17 protein-coding genes and 1 pseudogene are annotated in these 19,991 nt (G+C 71.5%); 16 read left to right on the top strand and 2 right to left on the bottom strand.

Annotation, left to right across the window (positions count from 1 at the left end):
* The first annotated feature begins 171 nt into the window (after positions 1-171).
* From AQI88_RS16125 to AQI88_RS16065, 13 genes are all read left to right on the top strand, one after another.
* On the top strand, positions 172-462 hold the full coding sequence (locus tag AQI88_RS16125) for a helix-turn-helix domain-containing protein (protein WP_066998795.1): 291 nt from the start codon (positions 172-174) through the stop codon (positions 460-462).
* A 128-nt stretch (positions 463-590) separates the two neighbouring features.
* Positions 591-1,052 carry a fluoride efflux transporter CrcB gene (gene crcB / locus AQI88_RS16120; protein ID WP_066998792.1) on the top strand — a complete coding sequence of 154 codons (462 nt, stop codon included), beginning with the start codon at positions 591-593 and terminating at the stop codon, positions 1,050-1,052.
* The gene (locus tag AQI88_RS16115; RefSeq protein ID WP_066998789.1) at positions 1,049-1,429 is read left to right on the top strand and encodes a DUF190 domain-containing protein; all 381 of its coding nucleotides are present in this window, start codon (positions 1,049-1,051) and stop codon (positions 1,427-1,429) included. The genes crcB (AQI88_RS16120) and AQI88_RS16115 overlap by 4 nt, the downstream gene beginning before the upstream one ends.
* Positions 1,426-1,800, top strand: coding sequence for a fluoride efflux transporter CrcB (gene crcB / locus AQI88_RS16110; protein ID WP_066998786.1), 375 nt, complete (start codon positions 1,426-1,428; stop codon positions 1,798-1,800). The genes AQI88_RS16115 and crcB (AQI88_RS16110) overlap by 4 nt, the downstream gene beginning before the upstream one ends.
* A gap of 75 nt (positions 1,801-1,875) precedes the next feature.
* Entirely contained in the window at positions 1,876-2,712 is an 837-nt protein-coding gene (locus tag AQI88_RS16105; RefSeq protein WP_066998783.1) for an undecaprenyl-diphosphate phosphatase, read from the top strand.
* A 170-nt stretch (positions 2,713-2,882) separates the two neighbouring features.
* On the top strand, positions 2,883-3,560 hold the full coding sequence (locus AQI88_RS16100) for a FadR/GntR family transcriptional regulator (protein WP_066998781.1): 678 nt from the start codon (positions 2,883-2,885) through the stop codon (positions 3,558-3,560).
* Entirely contained in the window at positions 3,557-4,999 is a 1,443-nt protein-coding gene (locus AQI88_RS16095; protein ID WP_066998778.1) for an amino acid permease, read from the top strand. The genes AQI88_RS16100 and AQI88_RS16095 overlap by 4 nt, the downstream gene beginning before the upstream one ends.
* A gap of 32 nt (positions 5,000-5,031) precedes the next feature.
* Complete coding sequence (locus tag AQI88_RS16090; protein WP_066999177.1) at positions 5,032-6,048, top strand: asparaginase; 1,017 nt, start codon at positions 5,032-5,034, stop codon at positions 6,046-6,048.
* Between the two features lie 158 nt (positions 6,049-6,206).
* A complete protein-coding gene (gene aspA, locus AQI88_RS16085) occupies positions 6,207-7,619 on the top strand; it encodes an aspartate ammonia-lyase (RefSeq protein WP_066998776.1) in 1,413 nt (470 codons plus the stop codon).
* Between the two features lie 323 nt (positions 7,620-7,942).
* Positions 7,943-8,971, top strand: coding sequence for a UDP-glucuronic acid decarboxylase family protein (locus AQI88_RS16080; protein ID WP_079057593.1), 1,029 nt, complete (start codon positions 7,943-7,945; stop codon positions 8,969-8,971).
* Positions 8,968-10,833 carry a glycosyltransferase gene (locus AQI88_RS16075; RefSeq protein WP_066998773.1) on the top strand — a complete coding sequence of 622 codons (1,866 nt, stop codon included), beginning with the start codon at positions 8,968-8,970 and terminating at the stop codon, positions 10,831-10,833. Before AQI88_RS16080 ends, AQI88_RS16075 begins: the two co-directional genes overlap by 4 nt.
* Before the next feature lie 33 nt (positions 10,834-10,866).
* A complete protein-coding gene (gene galE, locus AQI88_RS16070) occupies positions 10,867-11,937 on the top strand; it encodes a UDP-glucose 4-epimerase GalE (protein WP_066998770.1) in 1,071 nt (356 codons plus the stop codon).
* On the top strand, positions 11,928-13,355 hold the full coding sequence (locus AQI88_RS16065) for a UDP-glucose dehydrogenase family protein (RefSeq protein ID WP_066998767.1): 1,428 nt from the start codon (positions 11,928-11,930) through the stop codon (positions 13,353-13,355). Before galE ends, AQI88_RS16065 begins: the two co-directional genes overlap by 10 nt.
* On the opposite strand, the gene AQI88_RS16060 is transcribed toward AQI88_RS16065, so the two are convergent.
* On the bottom strand, positions 13,289-14,959 hold the full coding sequence (locus AQI88_RS16060) for a right-handed parallel beta-helix repeat-containing protein (protein WP_244184150.1): 1,671 nt from the start codon (positions 14,957-14,959) through the stop codon (positions 13,289-13,291). The two genes, AQI88_RS16065 and AQI88_RS16060, sit on opposite strands and share 67 nt — an antisense overlap.
* Positions 14,960-15,153: 194 nt before the next feature.
* On the opposite strand from AQI88_RS16060, the gene AQI88_RS16055 reads away from it, so the two are divergent.
* From AQI88_RS16055 to AQI88_RS48810, 3 genes are all read left to right on the top strand, one after another.
* Positions 15,154-16,083: a glutaminase gene (locus AQI88_RS16055; protein WP_398698695.1), complete on the top strand. Its 930-nt coding sequence runs from the start codon at positions 15,154-15,156 to the stop codon at positions 16,081-16,083.
* 208 nt (positions 16,084-16,291) lie between these two features.
* Positions 16,292-17,686 carry a polyprenol phosphomannose-dependent alpha 1,6 mannosyltransferase MptB gene (mptB, locus tag AQI88_RS16050; RefSeq protein ID WP_066998764.1) on the top strand — a complete coding sequence of 465 codons (1,395 nt, stop codon included), beginning with the start codon at positions 16,292-16,294 and terminating at the stop codon, positions 17,684-17,686.
* Between the two features lie 5 nt (positions 17,687-17,691).
* The gene (locus AQI88_RS48810; protein ID WP_317936667.1) at positions 17,692-19,074 is read left to right on the top strand and encodes a glycosyltransferase family 87 protein; all 1,383 of its coding nucleotides are present in this window, start codon (positions 17,692-17,694) and stop codon (positions 19,072-19,074) included.
* Positions 19,075-19,133: 59 nt separating this feature from the next.
* Here AQI88_RS48810 and AQI88_RS43110 read toward each other — a convergent pair.
* Positions 19,134-19,967, bottom strand: a pseudogene (locus AQI88_RS43110) (D-alanyl-D-alanine carboxypeptidase family protein); the annotation flags it as partial.
* Positions 19,968-19,991: the final 24 nt, after the last annotated feature.

The raw sequence follows: 19,991 nt of genomic DNA, 5'->3' as shown, positions 1-19,991 counted from the left end.
GGGGCCCAGCCGTAAGGGGACGGCTGGGCCCCTTCCCGTTCCCTTGAACGGGGCTGGCGGGAACGGCCGTTCGATACCGGACAAGCGTGGCGGAGTCCGGTACTGGACGGCGTCGGCTGCGCGAGAGTGGGAATACGGCGGACGAGGAGGCCGGGAACGGAGGCGAGGCGAATGATGAGGAACCCCTCGGGCCGCACACGACAGGACATCCTGGACTGGCTCAAGGATCCGGCGGCCCACTTCCCGGCAGCGCGGCGCCAAGGCGATCCCGCCGAGACCGGAGTCACCGCGCGCGCGGTGGCGGACAAGCTGGGCGTCTCCCGCCGGACGGCCGCCGCCCACCTCGACTTCCTCAGCCGCCTCGGCCTGCTGCACGCCCGCCGGATCCGCTGCCGCACCCACTACCGGCGTGACGAGATCCGCATCGCCGAGGTGGCCCGCATGTTCGAGAAGGGCTGGTGAACGGCGGCCCGACTGCCATCTCACCCGCTGCCGTCCCCACCGGCCCGCGCGCCCGACACGCCGAGCGGTACCCTGGTGCCCGGCCGTGATCACCCGTCGGGGCAGGGCCGAACAGGAGACGTGCGAGCATGACAGCCCCGGAAGCCGAGAGCCTCCGCGTCCGCCCCGGACCACCGCGGCGGCCCGAGTGGCGTACCCAGGCCCCCGTCGTCGCGGTGGTCGCCGCGGGCGGCGCCCTGGGAGCCGTGGCCCGCTACGCGCTTGCCCTTGCGTGGCCCACCCCGGCGGGCACCTTCCCCTGGGCGACCTTCTGCACCAATGTCATCGGCTGCGCCGTGATCGGCGTGTTCATGGTGCTGATCACCGACGTGTGGGCCGCCCACCGCCTCGTCCGCCCGTTCTTCGGCACCGGAGTGCTCGGCGGCTTCACCACCTTCTCGACCTACGCCGTCGACATCCGCACACTGGTCGACGCCGGCCACCCCCGCACGGGGCTGGCCTACCTCGCCGCGACCCTTCTCGCGGCCCTCGCGGCGGTGTGGCTGGCCTCGGTCGCCGCCCGCCTGGTGCTCACCCGGAGGCAGCGATGACGGCACTCACCGGCCGGGCCCTCAGGCTGACCGTCTACATCGGCGAGGACGACACCTGGCACCACAAGCCCCTCTACTCCGAGATCGTGCACCGCGCGCACACCGCCGGACTCGCCGGGGCCAGCGTCTTCCGGGGCATCGAGGGCTTCGGCGCCTCCTCTCGTATCCACACCTCCCGGCTGCTGTCCCTGAGCGAGGACCTGCCCGTGGCGATCGTCGTCGTGGACACCGAGGAGCGGGTCCGGGCCTTCCTGCCGCAGCTGGACGAACTCGTCGGCGAGGGCCTCGTGACCCTGGAGGAGTGCGAGGTCGTGCGGTACGTGGGCCGCGCGGCCGGCCCGGACGAAGCGGACCCGAAGGGTGAGAAGTCGTTGTGAACTGGCTGCTCGTCGTCCTGGGGGCCATGGTCGGCGCACCCCTGCGCTATCTCACCGACCGTGCGATCCAGGCCCGCCACGACTCCCTCTTCCCCTGGGGCACCTTCGTGGTGAACGTCACCGGCTCGCTGATCCTGGGCCTGCTGACCGGTGCCGTCTCGGCCGGCACCGCCGGCCCGCACCTCCAGCTGCTGCTCGGCACCGGACTGTGCGGCGCCCTGACGACCTACTCGACCTTCTCCTACGAGACCCTGCGGCTTACCGAGGCCGGCGCCGGGCTCTACGCTGCCGTCAACGCCGTCGCGAGCGTGACGGCGGGGCTCGGAGCGGCCTTCGCCGGGGTTTCCCTGGCCGGGGCCCTGTGGGCCTAGCTGCGTGGCGCACGGCTGGACGCAGCAAGTACTGTCTACAACACTGTCGACCAACTTTCCTCAGAACTGGATCCCATGAGCGCCATCACCGTCGGTCAAGCGGTCGTCCTCGGAGTGGTCGAGGGGGTGACCGAGTTCCTCCCCGTGTCCTCCACCGGCCACCTCAAGATCGCCGAGGGGCTCATGAACATCCCCGTCGACGACAAGTCCGTCGTCGGGTTCTCCGCCGTCATCCAGGTCGGCGCCATCGCCGCCGTGCTCGTGTACTTCTTCAAGGACATCAAGCGGATCGTCTCCGCCTGGTTCCGCGGTCTGACCAACCGTGAGGAGCGCTACCACCACGACTACAAGTTCGCCTGGTGGGTGATCTACGCGACCATCCCGATCGTCCTGGTCGGCCTGGCCGCCAAGCCGCTGATCGACGGCCCGCTCGCCTCGCTCTGGGTGGTCGCCGGCTCCCTGATCGCCGGCTCCGTCGTCATGTGGTGCGCGGACCAGATGGGCCGGCACAAGCGCGGTGAGGACGACACCTCCTTCAAGGACGCGATGCTGGTCGGCTGCTCGCAGATCCTCGCCCTGCTCTTTCCCGGCTTCTCCCGCTCCGGCGCCACCATGTCCACCGCGCTCATCCTGGACCTGGACCGCGTCGCCGCCACCCGCCTCTCCTTCTTCCTCGGCATCCCGGCCCTGACCGGCGCGGGCATCTACGAGCTGAAGGACGCCCTCGGCGCGGGCGTCGGCGCCGCCCCGCTGGCCGTCGGCACGATCGTGTCCTTCGTGGTCGCCTACGCCTCCATCGCCTGGCTGCTGAAGTTCGTCGCCAAGCACTCCTTCAACGCCTTCGTGATCTACCGGATCGTCATCGGCGCGGGCCTGATCGCCCTGCTCTCCAGCGGCACGCTCAGCAGCTGAGCGAAGCCTCTGATCACCCACGGGGTGCGGATGCCTGCATTCAGGCGCCGCACCCCGTGAATGTTTCCTTACGCGATGCCTTGACAGTTTCCTCCCGCAACCCGCAGGATCGCTCCGTGAACCTGTCAGACAGCCAGACAGGTGGCTCGGCCCCGCGGCGCGTCAGCGCCATGGAAGCGGTCCTCGGCCACCTCCGCGGCGCCATAGAACGCGGCGAGTACGCGATCGGCGACAAGCTCCCCTCCGAGGCCGAGCTGTGCCGCACCCTCGAGGTGTCCCGGCCCGTGCTCCGCGAGGCGCTGCGCGCGCTGCAGACGATGGGCCTGACGGTCTCCCGGACCGGCAAGGGCACCTTCGTCGTGGCGAGCGCCGTCGAGGACCCCACCTTCGGCGACTACGCGGCCAGCGACCTGCTCGAAGTGCGCCGTCACATCGAGATCCCGGTCGCCGGATACGCGGCCGTACGCCGCACCCCGGAGAACCTGGACCACATGGCCCACCTCCTGGACCGCATGGAAGGGGAGACGGACACCACCGCGTGGGTCGCGATGGACACCCTCTTCCATCTCGCCGTGGCCGAGGCCGCCCAGAACCCCGTCTTCCGCCGGGTCATCGAGGAGATCCGCGACGCACTGGCGCGTCAGTCGGCTTTCCTCAACGAACTGGGCGGGCGCCGCGAGCAGTCCAACCGCGAGCACCGTGCCATCGTCGAAGCGCTGATCGACGGTTCCGAGCACGACGCCGTCGAGGCCATGAGCCATCACCTCGACCGCGTCGAGACGACCCTCACCGACATCGTGCGCCCCGGGCGCACGGACCTCCCCACGGAAGGCGGACCCGAGGCGTGAGCGAGCAGCACCTCAAAGACGAGACGCGCCCCTCGTCCGGCCATGTCGACGCCGGAGACGCCGGCTATAGCAAGTCGCTGAAGTCCCGGCACGTCAACATGATCGCCATCGGCGGTGCCATCGGCACCGGCCTCTTCCTCGGCGCGGGCGGCAGGCTCGCCGACGCCGGACCCTCCCTGTTCGTGGCGTACGCCGTCTGCGGCGTCTTCGCCTTCCTCGTCGTGCGAGCCCTCGGCGAACTCGTCCTGTACCGCCCCTCCTCCGGCGCCTTCGTGTCGTACGCCCGGGAGTTCCTCGGCGAGAAGGGCGCCTACACCGCGGGCTGGATGTACTTCCTCAACTGGGCGACCACCGGCATCGCCGACATCACGGCGGTGGCCACCTACACCCACTACTGGGGCATGTTCTCCGACATCCCGCAGTGGGTGATCGCGCTGATAGCCCTGGGCGTGGTCCTCACCGTGAACCTGATCTCCGTGAAGATCTTCGGCGAACTGGAGTTCTGGTTCGCGATCGTGAAGGTCAGCGCGCTGGTGATCTTCATGTGTATCGGCATCTTCCTGCTGGTCACCCAGCACCCCGTCGACGGCGCCACCCCCGGCCCGTCCCTGATCACCGACAACGGCGGCGTCTTCCCGAACGGCCTGCTGCCCATGCTGCTGATCATCCAGGGCGTCGTCTTCGCCTACGCCTCCGTCGAGCTGGTCGGCGTCGCGGCGGGGGAGACCGAGAACCCCGAGAAGATCATGCCGAAGGCGATCAACTCGATCATGTGGCGCGTGGGCCTGTTCTACGTCGGCTCGGTCGTCCTGCTGTCGATGCTGCTCCCGTGGAACAAGTACACGGCCGGTCAGAGCCCCTTCGTGACGGTCCTGTCCCACATCGGCGTCCCGGCCGCCGGCGGCGTGATGAACCTGGTCGTGCTCACCGCGGCCATGTCCTCGCTCAACTCCGGCCTGTACTCCACCGGCCGCATCCTGCGCTCCATGGCGGTGAACGGCTCGGCCCCGAAGTTCACCGCGCGGATGAGCCGCAGCCAGGTCCCGTACGGCGGGATCCTGCTCACCAGCGGTATGTGTGTCCTCGGTGTCGGCCTGAACTTCGTCGTCCCGGCGGACGCCTTCGAGATCGTCCTGAACTTCGCGGCGATCGGCATCCTCGCCACCTGGGGCATGATCATGCTCTGTCACCTGCTCTTCTGGCAGAAGACCCAGAAGGGCGAACTGGCCCGGCCCTCCTACCGGCTGCCGGGTTCCCCCTGGACCGAACTCGTGACGCTGGCGTTCCTCGCCTCCGTCCTGGTCCTCATGTACGCCGACGGCGGCGCCGGACGCACCACCGTGCTGTGCCTGCCGCTGATCGTCGCAGCGCTGGTCGCGGGCTGGTACGCCATCCGCGGGCGAATAGCGCGCACGTCCACCACCGGAGCCGACGCGTGACCCACGCAGCGCTCCCTGACAAGCAGGCAGTGATGTACAGCAGCTCCCCCGCGGCCGCACCCATCGTCCGTGAGCCCCTCCACGCCCCCGTCGCCCACCTCATCCGCGGCGGGGTCGTCGAGGGCATCCACTACGGCTCCGTCGTCGTCCTCGGCGCCGACGGCCAGGTCCAGTTCCAGCTCGGCGACATCGAGGCTGCTTTCTACCCGCGCTCGGCCCTCAAGCCCGTCCAGGCCGTGGCCATGCTGCGGGCCGGGCTGCCGCTCGACGGCGAGCTGCTCTCGCTGGCCGCCGCGAGCCACTCCGGCGAGGAGCGCCACCTCGCCGGCACCCGGCGGATCCTCGAACTCGCCGGGCTCACCGAGGACGATCTGCGCAACGTCCCGGACATGCCGTTCGACCCGGTCGTCCGGGACGCCTGGGTGCGCGAGGGCCGGCTGCCCTCCCGCCTCGCCCAGAACTGTTCCGGCAAGCACGCGGCGATGCTGTGGACCGCCCGGCTCAACGGCTGGTCCCTGGCGGACTACCTCGACCCGGCGCACCCGCTTCAGCAGGCCGTCGCCGAGATCGCGGAGGACCTGACCGGCCAGCAGATCGCCCGCGTGACCGTGGACGGCTGCGGTGCGCCGCTGTTCTCCATCTCCCTGCACGGCCTCGCCCGCGCCGCCGCCCGCATCACCACGGCCGCACCGGGCACGCCCGAGGCCCGGGTGGCCGACGCCATGCGCTCGCACGCCGAGATGGCCTCCGGATCCGGCCGCGATGTCGCCGCGCTGATGCTGGCCGTGCCCGGGCTGCTCGCCAAGGACGGCTTCGAGGGTGTCCAGGTGGCCGCGCTGCCCGACGGCCGTGCGATCGCCGTCAAGATCGCCGACGGTGCGAACCGGGCGCGTGTTCCGGTTGCCGCGGCCGCGCTCGCTCGCGCGGGCGTGGACCCCGAGCTGCTGACCGAGTTCGCCGGAGAGCCGCTGCTCGGCGGCGGGGAGCCGGTGGGCTGCGTGCGGCCGGTACGTGCGCTGGACCCGGTGCCGCTCACCGCTTGCGCGTAGCGCTTCGCCGCATGCCGTTGGGGGACTGCTGGTCGTCGCCGGTCCGCGGGCCGTTCGTGGTTGATCGCGCCCACGCGGCGGTAGCCGCATATCGACAATGCCCCGCGCCCCTTTCGGGGCGCTTTCACCTCCGTACCTCAGAAAGAGGCCGCACCCTCATGACCGCCGCCACCCGAAGCGAACACGACCTGCTCGGGGACCGCGACGTCCCCGCCGACGCGTACTGGGGTGTCCACACCCTGCGCGCGACGGAGAACTTCCCCATCACCGGCACCCCGATCTCCGCCTACCCGCACCTGATCGACGCCCTGGCCGCCGTCAAGGAAGCCGCCGCTCTCGCCAACGCGGAACTCGGCCTGCTGGCGCCGGAGAAGGCGGACGCGATCGTCGCCGCGTGCCGGGAGATTCGCGCCGGCGAGCTGCACGACCAGTTCGTCGTGGACGTCATTCAGGGCGGCGCCGGCACGTCCACCAACATGAACGCCAACGAGGTCGTGGCCAACCGCGCGCTGGAGCTGCTCGGGTACGCCAAGGGGCAGTACGCGCACCTGCACCCCAACGAGGACGTCAACCTCGGCCAGTCCACCAACGACGTCTACCCGACCGCCGTCAAGGTCGCGACGGTGTTCGCGGTGCGCGGCCTGCTCAAGGCGATGGCCGTCCTCCAGGACGCCTTCGCCCGCAAGGCCGTCGAGTTCCGCGACGTGCTGAAGATGGGCCGCACCCAGCTCCAGGACGCCGTGCCGATGACCCTTGGCCAGGAGTTCTCGACGTTCGCCGTGATGCTGGACGAGGACCGCAGCCGTCTCGCCGAGGCCGTCGAGCTGATCCACGAGATCAACCTGGGCGCCACGGCCATCGGCACCGGCCTCAACGCCCCGGCCGGTTACACCGAGGCCGCCCGCCGGCACCTCGCCGACATCACCGGGCTGCCCCTGGTCACCGCGGCCAACCTGGTCGAGGCCACCCAGGACTGCGGTGCCTTCGTCCAGATGTCCGGCGTGCTCAAGCGGATCGCGGTCAAGCTCTCCAAGAGCTGCAACGACCTGCGGCTGCTCTCCTCCGGTCCGCGTGCCGGTCTCGGCGAGATCAACCTGCCGCCGGTGCAGGCCGGTTCGTCGATCATGCCGGGCAAGGTGAACCCGGTGATCCCCGAGGTCGTCAACCAGGTCGCCTTCGAGGTGATCGGCAACGACGTCGCCATCACCATGGCGGCCGAGGCCGGACAGCTCCAGCTCAACGCCTTCGAGCCGATCATCCTGCACTCCTTGTCGGAGAGCATCACGCACCTGCAGCGCGCCTGCCTCACGCTCGCCGCGCGGTGCGTGGACGGCATCACCGCCAACACCGAGCGGCTGCGCGCCACTGTCGAGAACTCCATCGGCCTGGTCACCGCGCTGAACCCGCACATCGGGTACACGGCCGCCACCGATATCGCCAAGGAGGCCCTCGCCACCGGCCGGGGCGTGGCCGAACTGGTCCTGGAGAAGGGTCTGCTGCCCGCCGAACGGCTGACGGACCTGCTCCGACCGGAGGTGCTCGCGGGCAGCGGAGCGGCGCCCGCGATCTGACGGAACGGCACCCGCGTGCCGCCCGGTCCGGTGCTCCGGACCGGGCCGACACGCGGGTGCCGTCATACCCAGGGATGAAACCCCGCGGACGCCCCCGCACCCGGCGCATCCCGGCTGTGGCGGGACCGCACAACGCGTTTTACCCGTCGGGCGCTACCGGCTGATCGGCGCAGTACAACTCGCCATTCTCCGGACAGTGCTACTAACGCACATATGGTGAATTCGCGGCCTCGGCAAAGGCCGCCTCCTGTCCTGGCAAACGGCCCTCCCCGCCCTGTGCCGGGCGGAGTGACGGAGTCCCTTCGGTGAATCCGGGAGAATTCATGCGTGTGGCCGTTACAGGTGGCGGTGGGTTTCTCGGCTCGCATCTCTGCGAGGCCCTCCTTCGGCGCGGTGACGAGGTCGTCTGTCTGGACGACTTCTCCACCGGCGACCCTGCGAACATCGCCGCCTTTCTCGGGAATCCGGCCTTCGAACTCGTCCGCGGGGACGTCAGCCGTTCAGCCGATGTGCGGGGCACCGTGGACGCGGTGGCTCACCTGGCCAGCCCCGCCTCGCCCCCCGACTACCTCGGACGTCCGCTTCAGACGCTGGCCGTGGGCAGCCGCGGCACGGAGAACGCGCTCCGGCTCGCCACCCGGCACGACGCGCGCTTCGTACTCGCCTCCACGAGCGAGGTGTACGGGGACCCCGAGGTGCATCCTCAGGAGGAGACGTACTGGGGGCATGTGAATCCGATCGGACCGCGCAGCGTCTACGACGAGGCGAAGAGGTTCGCCGAGGCACTGACGCAGGCCTACCGGACACATCGCGGAACGAACACCGGAATCGTCCGGATCTTCAACACCTATGGTCCGCGCATGCGTCCGCACGACGGGCGGGTCGTCTCCAGTTTCGTGGTCCAGGCCCTGGCCGGTGAGCCCTTGACCGTCTACGGCGACGGAAAGCAGACACGCAGTTTCTGCTATGTGGACGACCTGGTGCGCGGAATCGTCGCCATGCTGGACCGTGACGAACCCGGACCGGTGAATCTCGGAAATCCCGTCGAACTGACGGTACTCGAACTGGCCCACCTCGTTCTCGGCCTGACGGGCTCCCGGGCCGAGGTCGAGTTCCATCCGCTGCCCGTGGACGACCCCACCCGCCGTCGGCCGGCGATCGCCCGGGCCTCGGAACGTCTCGGCTGGGTCCCCGAGGTGGACATCGAGGACGGACTGCGCCGCACGGTGCGCTGGTTCGACGACCGGCCCGGTGATGTCGCCGCCGCGCTCGCGGCGATCCGGGGCGGGCAGCAGGACGGCGTGGTCGCCGCGCGGCCCCGCCGGTCCGGTGCGACCCCCGTGGCATCGTGACCCAGACGGATCCCCGCCTCGCGACACCCGCCGCCCTCGACACGGGTCCGCCGCCGGACACCGAAGCGGAGCTGAGAACCCACCTGTGGACCCTGTCGTCGGGCAACGTCATCGACGCGCCGGCCGACGGACCCGTGTTCGGCCTTCCGCGCAGATCGCTCGCACCGGCGCCCACCTCCTGGATTCCCCGGCTGCGCACGGCGGACCGGGTCACCGTGGCGCTGCTCGCGGTGTGCTGGCTGGCCGCTCTCGTGTGGTTCTGGGAGTGGTGGGTGCGTCCGGAGCACCGGGCCGGCTGGACGGGCTTCGCGGTGAACAGCGCGCTGCTGCTGTATCTGTCCCTGCTGCCGATGTACTTCGTCGTCGTGGTGCTGCGCCTGCGAGTCTTCGACCCCGCCGTCGAAGTGCCCTGGCTGCGCACGGCGTTCGTGGTGACCCGGGCCCCCTCCGAGCCCGCCGAGGTCGCGCGCACCACCCTGAGCGCGATGCTGCGCCAGGATTTCCCGCACCCCTACGACGTCTGGCTGTGCGACGAGGACCCGGACCGGGAGCTCCTGGACTGGTGCGCGGCCCACGGCGTGCGTGTCTCCTGCCGGCGCGGTGTCGCCGCCTACCACCGGGACGTCTGGCCCCGCCGCACCCGGTGCAAGGAGGGCAACCTCGCGCACTTCTACGACCACTGGGGTTACCGCGACTACGACGTGGTGGCCCAGCTCGACGTCGACCACGTGCCCCGGCCCGGCTACCTGAGGGAAATGGTCCGGCCGTTCGCCGATCCGGCGGTCGGCTATGTGGCCGCCCCCAGCGTGTGCGACGCCAACGCCCGCACGTCGTGGTCGGCCCGCGGACGGCTGCACCGCGAGGCCACCTTTCACGGCCCGATGCAGCTCGGCCACTGCGACGGCCTGGCCCCGCTGTGCATCGGTTCCCACTACACCGTGCGGACCCATGCCCTGCGGGACATCGGCGGGCTCGGACCCGAGCTGGCCGAGGACTTCTCGACCACCTTCCTGCTGAACTCGGCCGGATGGCAGGGCGCGTTCGCCATCGACGCCGAGGCGCACGGCGACGGCCCGCTCACCTTCGCCGCGATGGTCACCCAGGAGTTCCAGTGGTCGCGGAGCCTGATGGCGATGCTGCTCGGCATGCTCCCCAAGCATCTGCGGCGGATGCCCGGCCGACTGCGGCTGCGGTTCGCCTTCGCCCTCTCGTACTACCCCCTGCTGGCCCTGACCACGACCGGCGGACTGCTGCTGCCCCCGGTGGCCGCGATCACGGGCATCCCGTGGATCAACGTCAACTATGCGGCGTTCCTCCTGCACTTCTGGTCCATGTCGTTCTTCCTGGTCCTGCTCACGATGCTGCTGCGGCGGCGCGGACTGCTGCGGCCCGCCGACGCGCCGCTGCTGAGCTGGGAGGGGTGGCTGTTCGGGCTGACCCGCTGGCCGTATGTGGCATGGGGAGTCACGGCCGCACTGGTGCAGCGCCTGCGGCCGAAGAAGGTCGTCTTCAAGGTGACGCCCAAGACCCGTGACGGCATGGAGCCGCTGCCGCTGCGCCTGATGCTCCCCTACCTCCTGATCACGGTCGTACTGTCCGGCGCGGCCGTCATCGGGGAACTGACCGGACCCGCGGTCGGCTATGTGTTCCTCTGCCTCCTGGGGTCCCTGTCCTACGCGATGGTGACGCTCGCGGTGGGTGCCCTGCACATCCGCGAGACCTCCCGGTCCGCGGGCGTCGGCCTTCGCCGGGCCCTGCGAACCGCCGCCCTGCCGCTGACCACCGGGCTCGTCGCGCTCCTTCCACTGGCCTGGGCGCTGCTGCTGTTCCCCACCTATGTACGCGGATTCATCGCGGGCTGACCCCCGCGCTGTCTGACGAAGCGAGGTATCCCCATGCCCGAAACGGTCCTGGTGACCGGCGGCGCCGGTTTCATCGGCAGCCACACCTGCGTCGAACTGCTCGACCACGGCTATGAGGTCGTCGTCGTGGACAACCACGTCAACAGCTCTCCCCGGGCACTGGACCGCATCGCCAAGATCGCGGGACGGCCGCTCGCCGCCGCCCACCAGATCGACGTGCGCGACCGGAAGGCCCTCTCCGAGGTGTTCGCCTCCCACCCGGTGGACGCGGTCATCCACTTCGCGGCGCACAAGGCGGTCGGGGAGTCGGTGGCCCGGCCCGTCGAGTACTACGACACGAACGTCGGCGGCACCTGCGCCCTGCTGTCGGTCATGCACGAGCACCAGGTCCACCGCCTGGTGTTCTCCTCGTCCTGCTCCGTCTACGGCGACGCAAGGACGGTTCCGCTGACCGAGCAGAGCCCGGTGGCGCCCACGAACCCGTACGCCCACACCAAGCTGATGTGCGAGCGGATCCTCCAGGACGTGTGCACCCACCTCGCGGAGATGAAGGTGCTCGCCCTGCGCTACTTCAACCCGGTCGGAGCCCACCCGAGCGGTCTGCTCGGCGAGGACCCGCGCGGCGTCCCCGGCAACCTCATGCCGTACGTCGCGCAGGTCGCCGTGGGCCGCCGCGAGCAGCTGAGCGTCTTCGGCGACGACTACCCCACGCCCGACGGCACCGGAGTGCGGGACTACCTCCACGTCATGGACGTCGCCGAGGGACACCGGGTGGCCGTCGGGCATCTGGACGACCGCGCCGGAATGCAGGTGTTCAACCTCGGCACGGGCACCGGCACCTCCGTGCTCCAGCTCGTCTCCGCCTTCGGCGAGGTGAGCGGGCGCCCGGTGCCCTACCGGGTCGTCGACCGCAGAGCGGGTGACGTTGCCGCGCTCGTCGCCGACGCGAGCGCGGTGGCCGCGGCCTGGGACTGGACCACCACCCGTGACCTCACCGCCATGTGCCGTGACGCCTGGCGGTTCCAGGAACTCAACCCCGACGGCTACTCCCGCCGGCCTCGTGACGTCGGCGGGCCCACGACAGGAGAATCCCCATGCGGCTGACCGTCATCGGTACGGGATACCTCGGAGCCGTGCACGCCGCGTGCATGGCGGACATCGGACACGAGGTCCTCGGCGTCGACACCGACGCCGGGAAGATCGCAGCCCTGGCGGCGGGCCGGGCACCGTTCTTCGAACCGGGCCTGCCGGAGATCCTCGCCAGGAACACCGAGGCCGGCCGATTGCGCTTCACCACCTCCCTGAAGGAGGCGGCCGACTTCGCCGACCTGCACTTCGTGTGTGTCGGCACACCGCAGCGCCCCGACTCCCTCGCCGCCGACCTGAGCCATGTCGAGGCAGTTGTCGACGGCCTGGCACCGCTCCTGACCCGCGACAGCCTGATCGTCGGCAAGTCGACCGTGCCGGTCGGCACCACGCGGTCGCTCAGCCGCAGGGTGGCCGCGCGGGTCCGGCCCGGCGTCGAGGCCCAGGTCGCCTGGAACCCGGAGTTCCTGCGGGAGGGATTCGCCGTCCAGGACACGCTGCGCCCCGACCGGCTGGTGGTGGGGACCGCCGCGCCCCACGCCGATCAGCTGCTGCGCAGCGTGTACGAGCCGATGCTGCGGGCCGGTGTCACCTACGTCGGCACCGATCCGGCCACCGCGGAACTGGTGAAGGTCGCCGCCAACTCCTTCCTGGCGACGAAGATCTCGTTCATCAACGCGATGGCCGAGGTGTGCGACGCCTCGGGTGCCGATGTGGTGACGCTCGCCGACGCCCTCGGTCACGATGCGCGCATCGGACGCCGGTTCCTGTCGGCCGGCCTCGGGTTCGGCGGTGGCTGCTTGCCCAAGGACATCCGTGCCTTCCTCGCCCGGGCCGAGGAACTGGACGTCGGGGAGGCCGTGTCGTTCCTGCGCCAGATCGACCGGATCAACGACCGGCAGCGCCGGCGGACGGTCGACCTCGCCCGTCATCTCGTGGGCGGCACCTTCGCCGGACGGCAGGTCGCCGTGCTTGGTGCCACCTTCAAGCCGGACAGCGACGACGTGCGGGACTCCCCGGCGCTGGCCGTCACCGCGCAGATCGCCGCCGAGGGCGCCGACGTCCGGGTGCACGACCCGGAGGGCATCGACAACGCGCGGACCGCGCTGCCCGGCCCCGTGTACTGCACCGACGTCATGGCGGCATGCCGGGACGCGGAGCTGGTGCTGCACCTGACCGAGTGGCGTCAGTACCGCGCACTCGACCCGGCGGAGCTGGCGGAGGTGGTCCGCACGCCACGCGTGCTCGACGCGCGCAACGCCCTGGACCGGACGGCCTGGCATGCGGCCGGCTGGCACGTCCGCGCCCTCGGACGACCCGTGCATGTGCCGCAGCCGGGTCAGGGCGACGCCTTCCGGGTGACGGTCCCTCAGGCCTTCGGCGCGACCTGCACGGCACCCAAGCCCGGGGACCCGCTCAGCGGTCTTCCGAAGTAGTCCACCGGACCGGGGTCGATGCCCACGGTCCGCAGGTCCACCGCGGCCCCGGCCAGCGCCTGGGCGCACTGGGAGGCCAGTGCGCCCCGCGCCGGGCCGCTCCCGTGCGGACCGGGACCGTTCGCGGGCGGCGGGACGTCGGCCAGGCACGGGTCGGCACTGGTTCCGGTGGCCCGCGGGCCCTGCGTCTCCTGGCCCGTCGCGTTCCGCCAGGCGGCCAGCTCGGAGTACCAGCTCTCGCCCCACTGCAGGCTCAGACTCCTCGGGCTGTGGTAGTCGTTGCCCTGCATCTCCACCTGTGAGGTGCCGAAGGCGTCCTGGGCCACCACCACGGGGGAGCCGTCGGTGACGAACACGTTGTTGCGCACCGAGACCGCGCCGAGGTGGGGCCGCAGCCGCAGCGCGGGGGCCCGGACGGTGCCGTTCGCCCTGGCCAGCACCGTGTTCTGGTAGATCGCGAGGTTGCTGATCCGCGATCCGATCAGCACGATGCCGCCGTAGTCCTGGAGCTTGCGGGCGTTGTCCCGGCTGATGTTGTAGCGGATCGTGTTGTCCGTGTGGGCCTTGTTCGGGACGGCGGAGAACGCCAGGAAGCCCGCGCCGTCGTTGCCGTAGGACAGGTTGTACTGCATCAGCGAGTAGGACACGTTGTTGTCCAGATCGAACCCGCCGCCGTCTGCACGGGACCCGGTGTGGTTGTCGTGGGCGACGTTGCGCTGCAGGACGATCCGCGTCGAGTCGTACGTCCAGATGCCCTCCGGGCCCTCCATGGCGTCCGGCGAGGACGACGCCCCGTTGTCGTGGGCGTCCGATCCCTCCACCACACCGCCGCGGACGCTGCCGAGGACGATGCCGCTGCCGGTGTTGTGGCCGGATGCCTTCGGGTCCCCGTCGTTCCTGAACGCCGCCACCTTCGAGACCTTCACCTGCTCGTGCGCGTACACGGGCGCCCCCGGGTGGAAGGCGGGGCCGTCAGACACGAGACCGGCGTCCCTGTTGCCGTGCACCGCACAGTCGTCGATCACCACGTCCCGGAAGCCGGACCCCTCGCGGCCGCCGTGCAGCCGGATGCCGTTGCGGAAGCCCGACACGTCGACGCCGGTGACCCGGACGTACGGCAGTTTCCGCTTCCCGGGCAGGTCGCTGACGATGCCGATGCCGTCCTGCGACCGGTAGGACGTGCCGTTCCCCGCGAGGACCAGATTGCGGATGACGATCCCGCTCGTGTTGTACACCTCGATGCCACGGGTGCCTTCGGCCGTGATCACCGCACGACCCGCTCCGTAGGAATCGATCACGACGGGACTGCGGGCGTTCCCGGCGTCGCCCGGGCCGATGCTCAGGGTGCCGGGGAACCGCGCGCCGCCCTTCAGCAGCAGACGGTCGCCCGGCTTCAGCCGCACGGCGTCGGCCCGTCGCAGCGTGCGCCAGGCGGTCTGCGGGGTGCGGCCGTCGTCCTTGTCGGCACCGTCCGGACTGAGATAGAACGTACGTCCTCCCTGCCGGTTCTCCAGCACGGGAACATGCGGGGCGGGCATGCTGCATGCGACCAGCAGCAACGCCGTTGCGCTCAGGCCCACCCGGTAGTCGATCCGCCGGCGCAAGATCGCTCCTGTCTCTCGATGACCGCACGGCCTCCGGTCCGCGGAGACCGTGGAAGTCACCCTGACGCGCGCAGCGGTGATCGTCGGGCCAGCACGCGGAGTTCGGTTCAAGACATGCCTGATTGGCGTCCTGCCGCTGCCGCGAACGGGGGCCGAACGACGACCCCGGGGCGCCCGGAAGACAGGGGTGCGGCATGATGACGCTCATGTCCTCGCAGTTCCAACCGGTCCTCGACCGCATCATGGCGGAGCTCGACCGCACCCCGGGACGCGGCCGGTCCGCCGACTACATCCCGGCGCTCGCGGCGCGTGATCCGCGCAGCTTCGGCATGGCCGTGGCCGAGCTGGACGGCACGGTGTACGGGGTGGGGGACTGGCGGCAGCCCTTCTCCACGCAGTCCATCACCAAGGTCTTCACGCTCGCCCTGGACCTGGCCCGCGAGGGCGACGAACTCTGGGAGCACGTGGGGCGTGAGCCCTCCGGCAACCCGTTCAACTCCCTGGTGCAGCTGGAGTACGAGAACGGCATTCCGCGGAATCCTTTCATCAACGCGGGCGCGCTCGTGGTCACCGACCGTCTCCAGACCCGTACCGGGGACGCGGCCGGGGAACTGCTGGCCTTCCTGCGCGCCGAGAGCGGCAACCCGTCCCTGGGCTTCGACAAGGAGGTCGCCGCCTCCGAGACCGCACACGGCGACCGCAACGCCGCCCTCGCCCATTTCATGGCGTCCTACGGCAACATCGACAACCCCGTGCCGGTCCTGCTCGACCAGTACTTCCGGCAGTGCTCCATCGCGGCCTCCTGCGCCGACCTGGCGCTCGCCACGTCCTTCCTGGCCCGGCACGGCATCCGCGCCGACGGCACCCGGCTGCTCACCCGCAGCCAGGCCAAGCAGGTCAACGCCGTGATGCTGACCTGCGGCACCTACGACGCGGCCGGCGACTTCGCCTACCGTGTCGGCCTGCCCGGCAAGAGCGGTGTCGGCGGCGGCATCATCGCGGTCGTCCCGGGCCGCTGCACGCTGTGCGTGTGGAGCCCGGGGCTGGACGAGCGCGGCAACTCGGTGGCGGGGGTGGCGGCTCTGGACAGGTTCACGACGCTGACGGGCCTTTCGGTGTTCTAGGGCACTTCGAAACAAGGGATGCGCACAACAGGGGCGCGGGGCTGTGTCGACATGCGGCTCCGCCGCGCGGGCGCGACAAGCCCCCACGCACCCGCCGTGTGCAAACCACCGCCACCGACCACTCACCAGTCACACATCGGCCCCCGCCAGGAGGGCCCCACGTCGCCAGATAGACACCCCTCGTTGCCACGCTGACCCAGTGTTGGCCATGGCTTTTCCCGTCGATCTCCGCCGCTGCCAGGTGCTCGGGCTGGCCGGTACCGCCTTCCTCGCGCTGGGCGGTGAGACGGCCGGTGCGCTGCCCGTACAGGACCTCCTCGCCCCCGCCTCCGCGCAGGCCGCGCTCGGGCTGGTCGGGGTCTACTGCGGTGTGGTGCTGCTGATAGCGGCCTGGGTGCTGCTCGGCCGTCTGGTGCGCGGTCCGCACCCGCCGACCCCGCGCGCCCTGCTGCTGGTCCTGGCCGTCTGGGCGACCCCGCTGCTGCTCGCGCCCCCGCTGTTCAGCCGGGACGTCTACAGCTACCTCGCCCAGGGCGCCATGGTCGACGCCCACATGGACGTATACACCCACGGTCCCGACCGGCTCGGCGGCCCGCTGGCCGACGAGGTGGCCCCGGTGTGGCAGCACACGGCAGCCCCGTACGGCCCCGCCTTTCTGGCCCTGGCCTCCGCTCTGTCGGGCCTGACCCGCGGTCAGCTCCCCGCCGGTCTCCTCGGCATGCGCCTGCTCGCCCTGCTCGGCGTGGCCCTGATGGCGGCGGCGCTGCCCCGCCTGGCCCGGCACAGCGGCGCCGACCCGGCCGCCGCGCTGTGGCTCGGCGCACTCAACCCGCTCGTCCTGCTGCACCTGGTCGCGGGCGCCCACAACGACGCGATCATGCTCGGTCTGCTGGGGCTCGGGCTGGTCGCCGCACTCGGCCGGTGGCCCGTCCTCGGGGCGGTGCTCGTCACGCTGGCCGCCCTGGTCAAGGCGCCCGCCGCGCTCGGCCTGCTCGCGGTCGTGGCCCTGCAGGTCCGCTCCGGCCGCCGCCCGCTGCGGGCCACCGTGACGACGGCGGCCGCCTCCGCCGCGACCACGGTCACCGCGACCGCCCTGGCGGGCACGGGATACGGCTGGATCCGCGCCCTGGACACGCCCGTCTCCCCGCACAACTGGGCCCTGACCAGCCTGCTGGGCCGCGCCACCGGCGCCCTCCTCGACCACCTCGGCAGCGGTCTGGCCCCGCTGGCCGTACCGGCCTGGCACCTGCTCGGCCTCGCGGTCACCGCCCTGGCCGTGCTGCTGATATGGCTCCGGCTGCGCCCGCGGCCGGTGTACGCCCTCGGCCTGAGCCTGCTGGTGGTGGCCGTCTTCGGCCCGGCGATCCGCCCCTGGTACGTGCTGTGGGGCCTGTTCCTCATAGCGGCCGCAGCGCCCAGCACCTCGGTACGGCACCGGGTGGCCGCCCTGGCCGGCGTCCTCGCCCTCGCCGTACTGCCCAGCGGCGGCCCCGCGGACCTCGGCCAGCTGGTCCTCGCGGTCTGCGGCGGGGTGCTCGGCGTGGTCGTCCTGTGGCAGGCGCACCTCGCGGCCCAGACCCCGGCACCGGGACGTACGGCATGACCAACCTGTCGCCGCCGCGCACGGACCGGGGCCGGGCCCTGCTCGTACTGACCCTGGCCGCCGCGGTGACCGCGTTCACGGCGACCGTGCCGCTGCTGCGGGACTTCTTCGACCTGCGCGTCTACTACGGGACCGTGCACACCTGGGTGCACCACGGCGGCCGGATCTACGACTACCACGTGCCGGGGACGGCGTACGGCTTCACGTATCCGCCGTTCGCCGCGCTCGCCATGCTGCCGCTGGCGGGCATGGGACGGCACACCGCGATCGCGGCCTCCCTGCTGGTGAACCTGGCCGCGCTCGCGGTGGTCCTGCGGATCCTGGCCGGGCCCGGCCGGCAGCGTCACGGCTGGTACCGCTGGTCGCTGGCCCTGTGTGGGCTCGCACTGTTCGAGCCGCTGCGGGACACCTTCAGCTTCGGCCAGGTGAACCTGGTGCTGCTCGCCCTGGTCCTCGGCGACTCCTGGCTGCTGGCGACCGGAAGGGGCCGCTGGGCGGGCGCCGGCATCGGGCTCGCCGCCGCGGTGAAGCTCACGCCCGCCCTCTTCATCGGCCTGCTGCTGCTCGCCGGACGCCGGCGGTCGGCCGGGGTGGCGACCGCGGTGGCCCTCGCGGCGACCGGGCTTGCCGCCTGGGCCGACCCGGGCGCGTCCCGCTTCTACTGGACCGAGGCGCTGTGGGACACCGGCCGGGTCGGCCGCCTCGACTACGTCTCGAACCAGTCGCTGCAGGGCGTCCTCGCCCGGCTCGGCGAGCCGGGCCGCGCGCTGTGGGCCGTGGCGGCCCTGCTGGTGCTGTGCGTGTGGGCGGCACGGACCCGCCGGGCGCTGACGGCGGGCGACCGGGCGGCGGCCTTCGCCCTCACCGGGGCGACGGCCTGCCTGATCAGCCCGATCACCTGGGTGCACCACCTGGTGTGGCTGCTGCCGTCCTTCGCGGTGCTGGCGCGCGCCGGTCACCCCCGGATCGCGGGCGCCCTGTACGCGGTGCTGTGCACCAGCGTGGTGTGGCTCTGGTTCGACGACGCCTCCGGCATCGACGGCTTCCTCGGCAGCAACATCTACACCTGGATCACACTGGGCCTGCTGCTGGGCCTGCCGGCCGGTCAGTCGTCCGCGGCCCGGCCGCCCTTGGCCCGCAGCGCCAACGACACGGCTCCCGCGCCGAGTGCGGCGAGACCCGCGACGGTGGCGGTCCGCGACCAGTCCGAGTCGTCGTCCGGTGCCGGGGAGGCGGCCGCCGCGACGGGTACGCCGGCCGATGCGGACTTCGACCGGGCGCGCAGCGCGTCCAGGGAGCCCACCGGATCCACCAGACCGGCCGCCTCGAAACCCCAGTCGAGCAGCTCGCGGGCCTCGTCGTACACGGTGAACCCGCCGCCCGCCTGAGGGTTCATCACCGTCACCACGAGGGTGCGGCCGCCCCGGCGTGCCGCGGCGACGAGGGTGTTGCCCGCGTTGCTGGTGTAGCCGTTCTTGATGCCGATCAGCCCCGGGTACGGGTCCACGCCGTCCTCGCCGGTCAGCAGCCGGTTGGTGTTCTCGATCGGGTACGACGACCCGTCACCGGGGAACCGGGCCACGGCCGTGGAGCAGTACCGGGCGAAGTCCGGGTTGTGCAGCCCGGCCCGGCCGAACACCGCCAGGTCGTACGCCGAGGACACCTGGCCGGGGGTGTCGTAGCCGTCGGGAGAGACGACGTGGGTGTCCAGGGCGCCGAGCGAACGGGCCTTGGACTGCATCCGGGCGGCCGTGGCGTGCCAGCCCCCGCCGAGAGAGGCGAGCACATGCACGGCGTCGTTGCCGGAGCTGAGGAAGACCCCGCGCCACAGATCGGACACCTGGTAGGTGTGGCCCTCCTCGACGCCGACCAGACTGCTGCCCTCGCCGACGTCCTCCAACTCCTCGTACCGGACGGTGTGCCGCCGGTCCGCGGGCAGGGAGGGCAGCACGGTGAGGGCGAACAGCGTCTTCAGGGTGCTCGCCGGCGGCAGCCTGCGGTGTGCGTCGCCCGCGGCCAGCACCTCGCCGCTGCCGGCGTCGGCGACCAGCCAGGACAGCGCGGAGACGTCCGGCAGCCCGGGCGCACCGCGATGTGGCCGCACCTGCGTGCCGGAGCGGTAGAGCAGGGACGGCTGCGGCACCGCCGCCCGCGGCCCGGGCGGTGCGGGATCCCCCGCACGGTGTCCGGTCGCCGCCGCGGCCGGGGCGAGCGCCAGCGCGCTCGCCACACACAGGGAACAGGCTGACACGGCCGCCCGACGAGAGAATCCGGTGATCATACGAGCAACGTAGGAAGGGGAGGG

It is taken from the genome of Streptomyces cellostaticus, from assembly GCF_001513965.1.
Taxonomy (GTDB): Bacteria; Actinomycetota; Actinomycetes; order Streptomycetales; family Streptomycetaceae; genus Streptomyces; species Streptomyces cellostaticus.
Note: the sequence above shows the minus strand (reverse complement) of the source record. Positions and strands in the feature narration are given on the sequence as shown.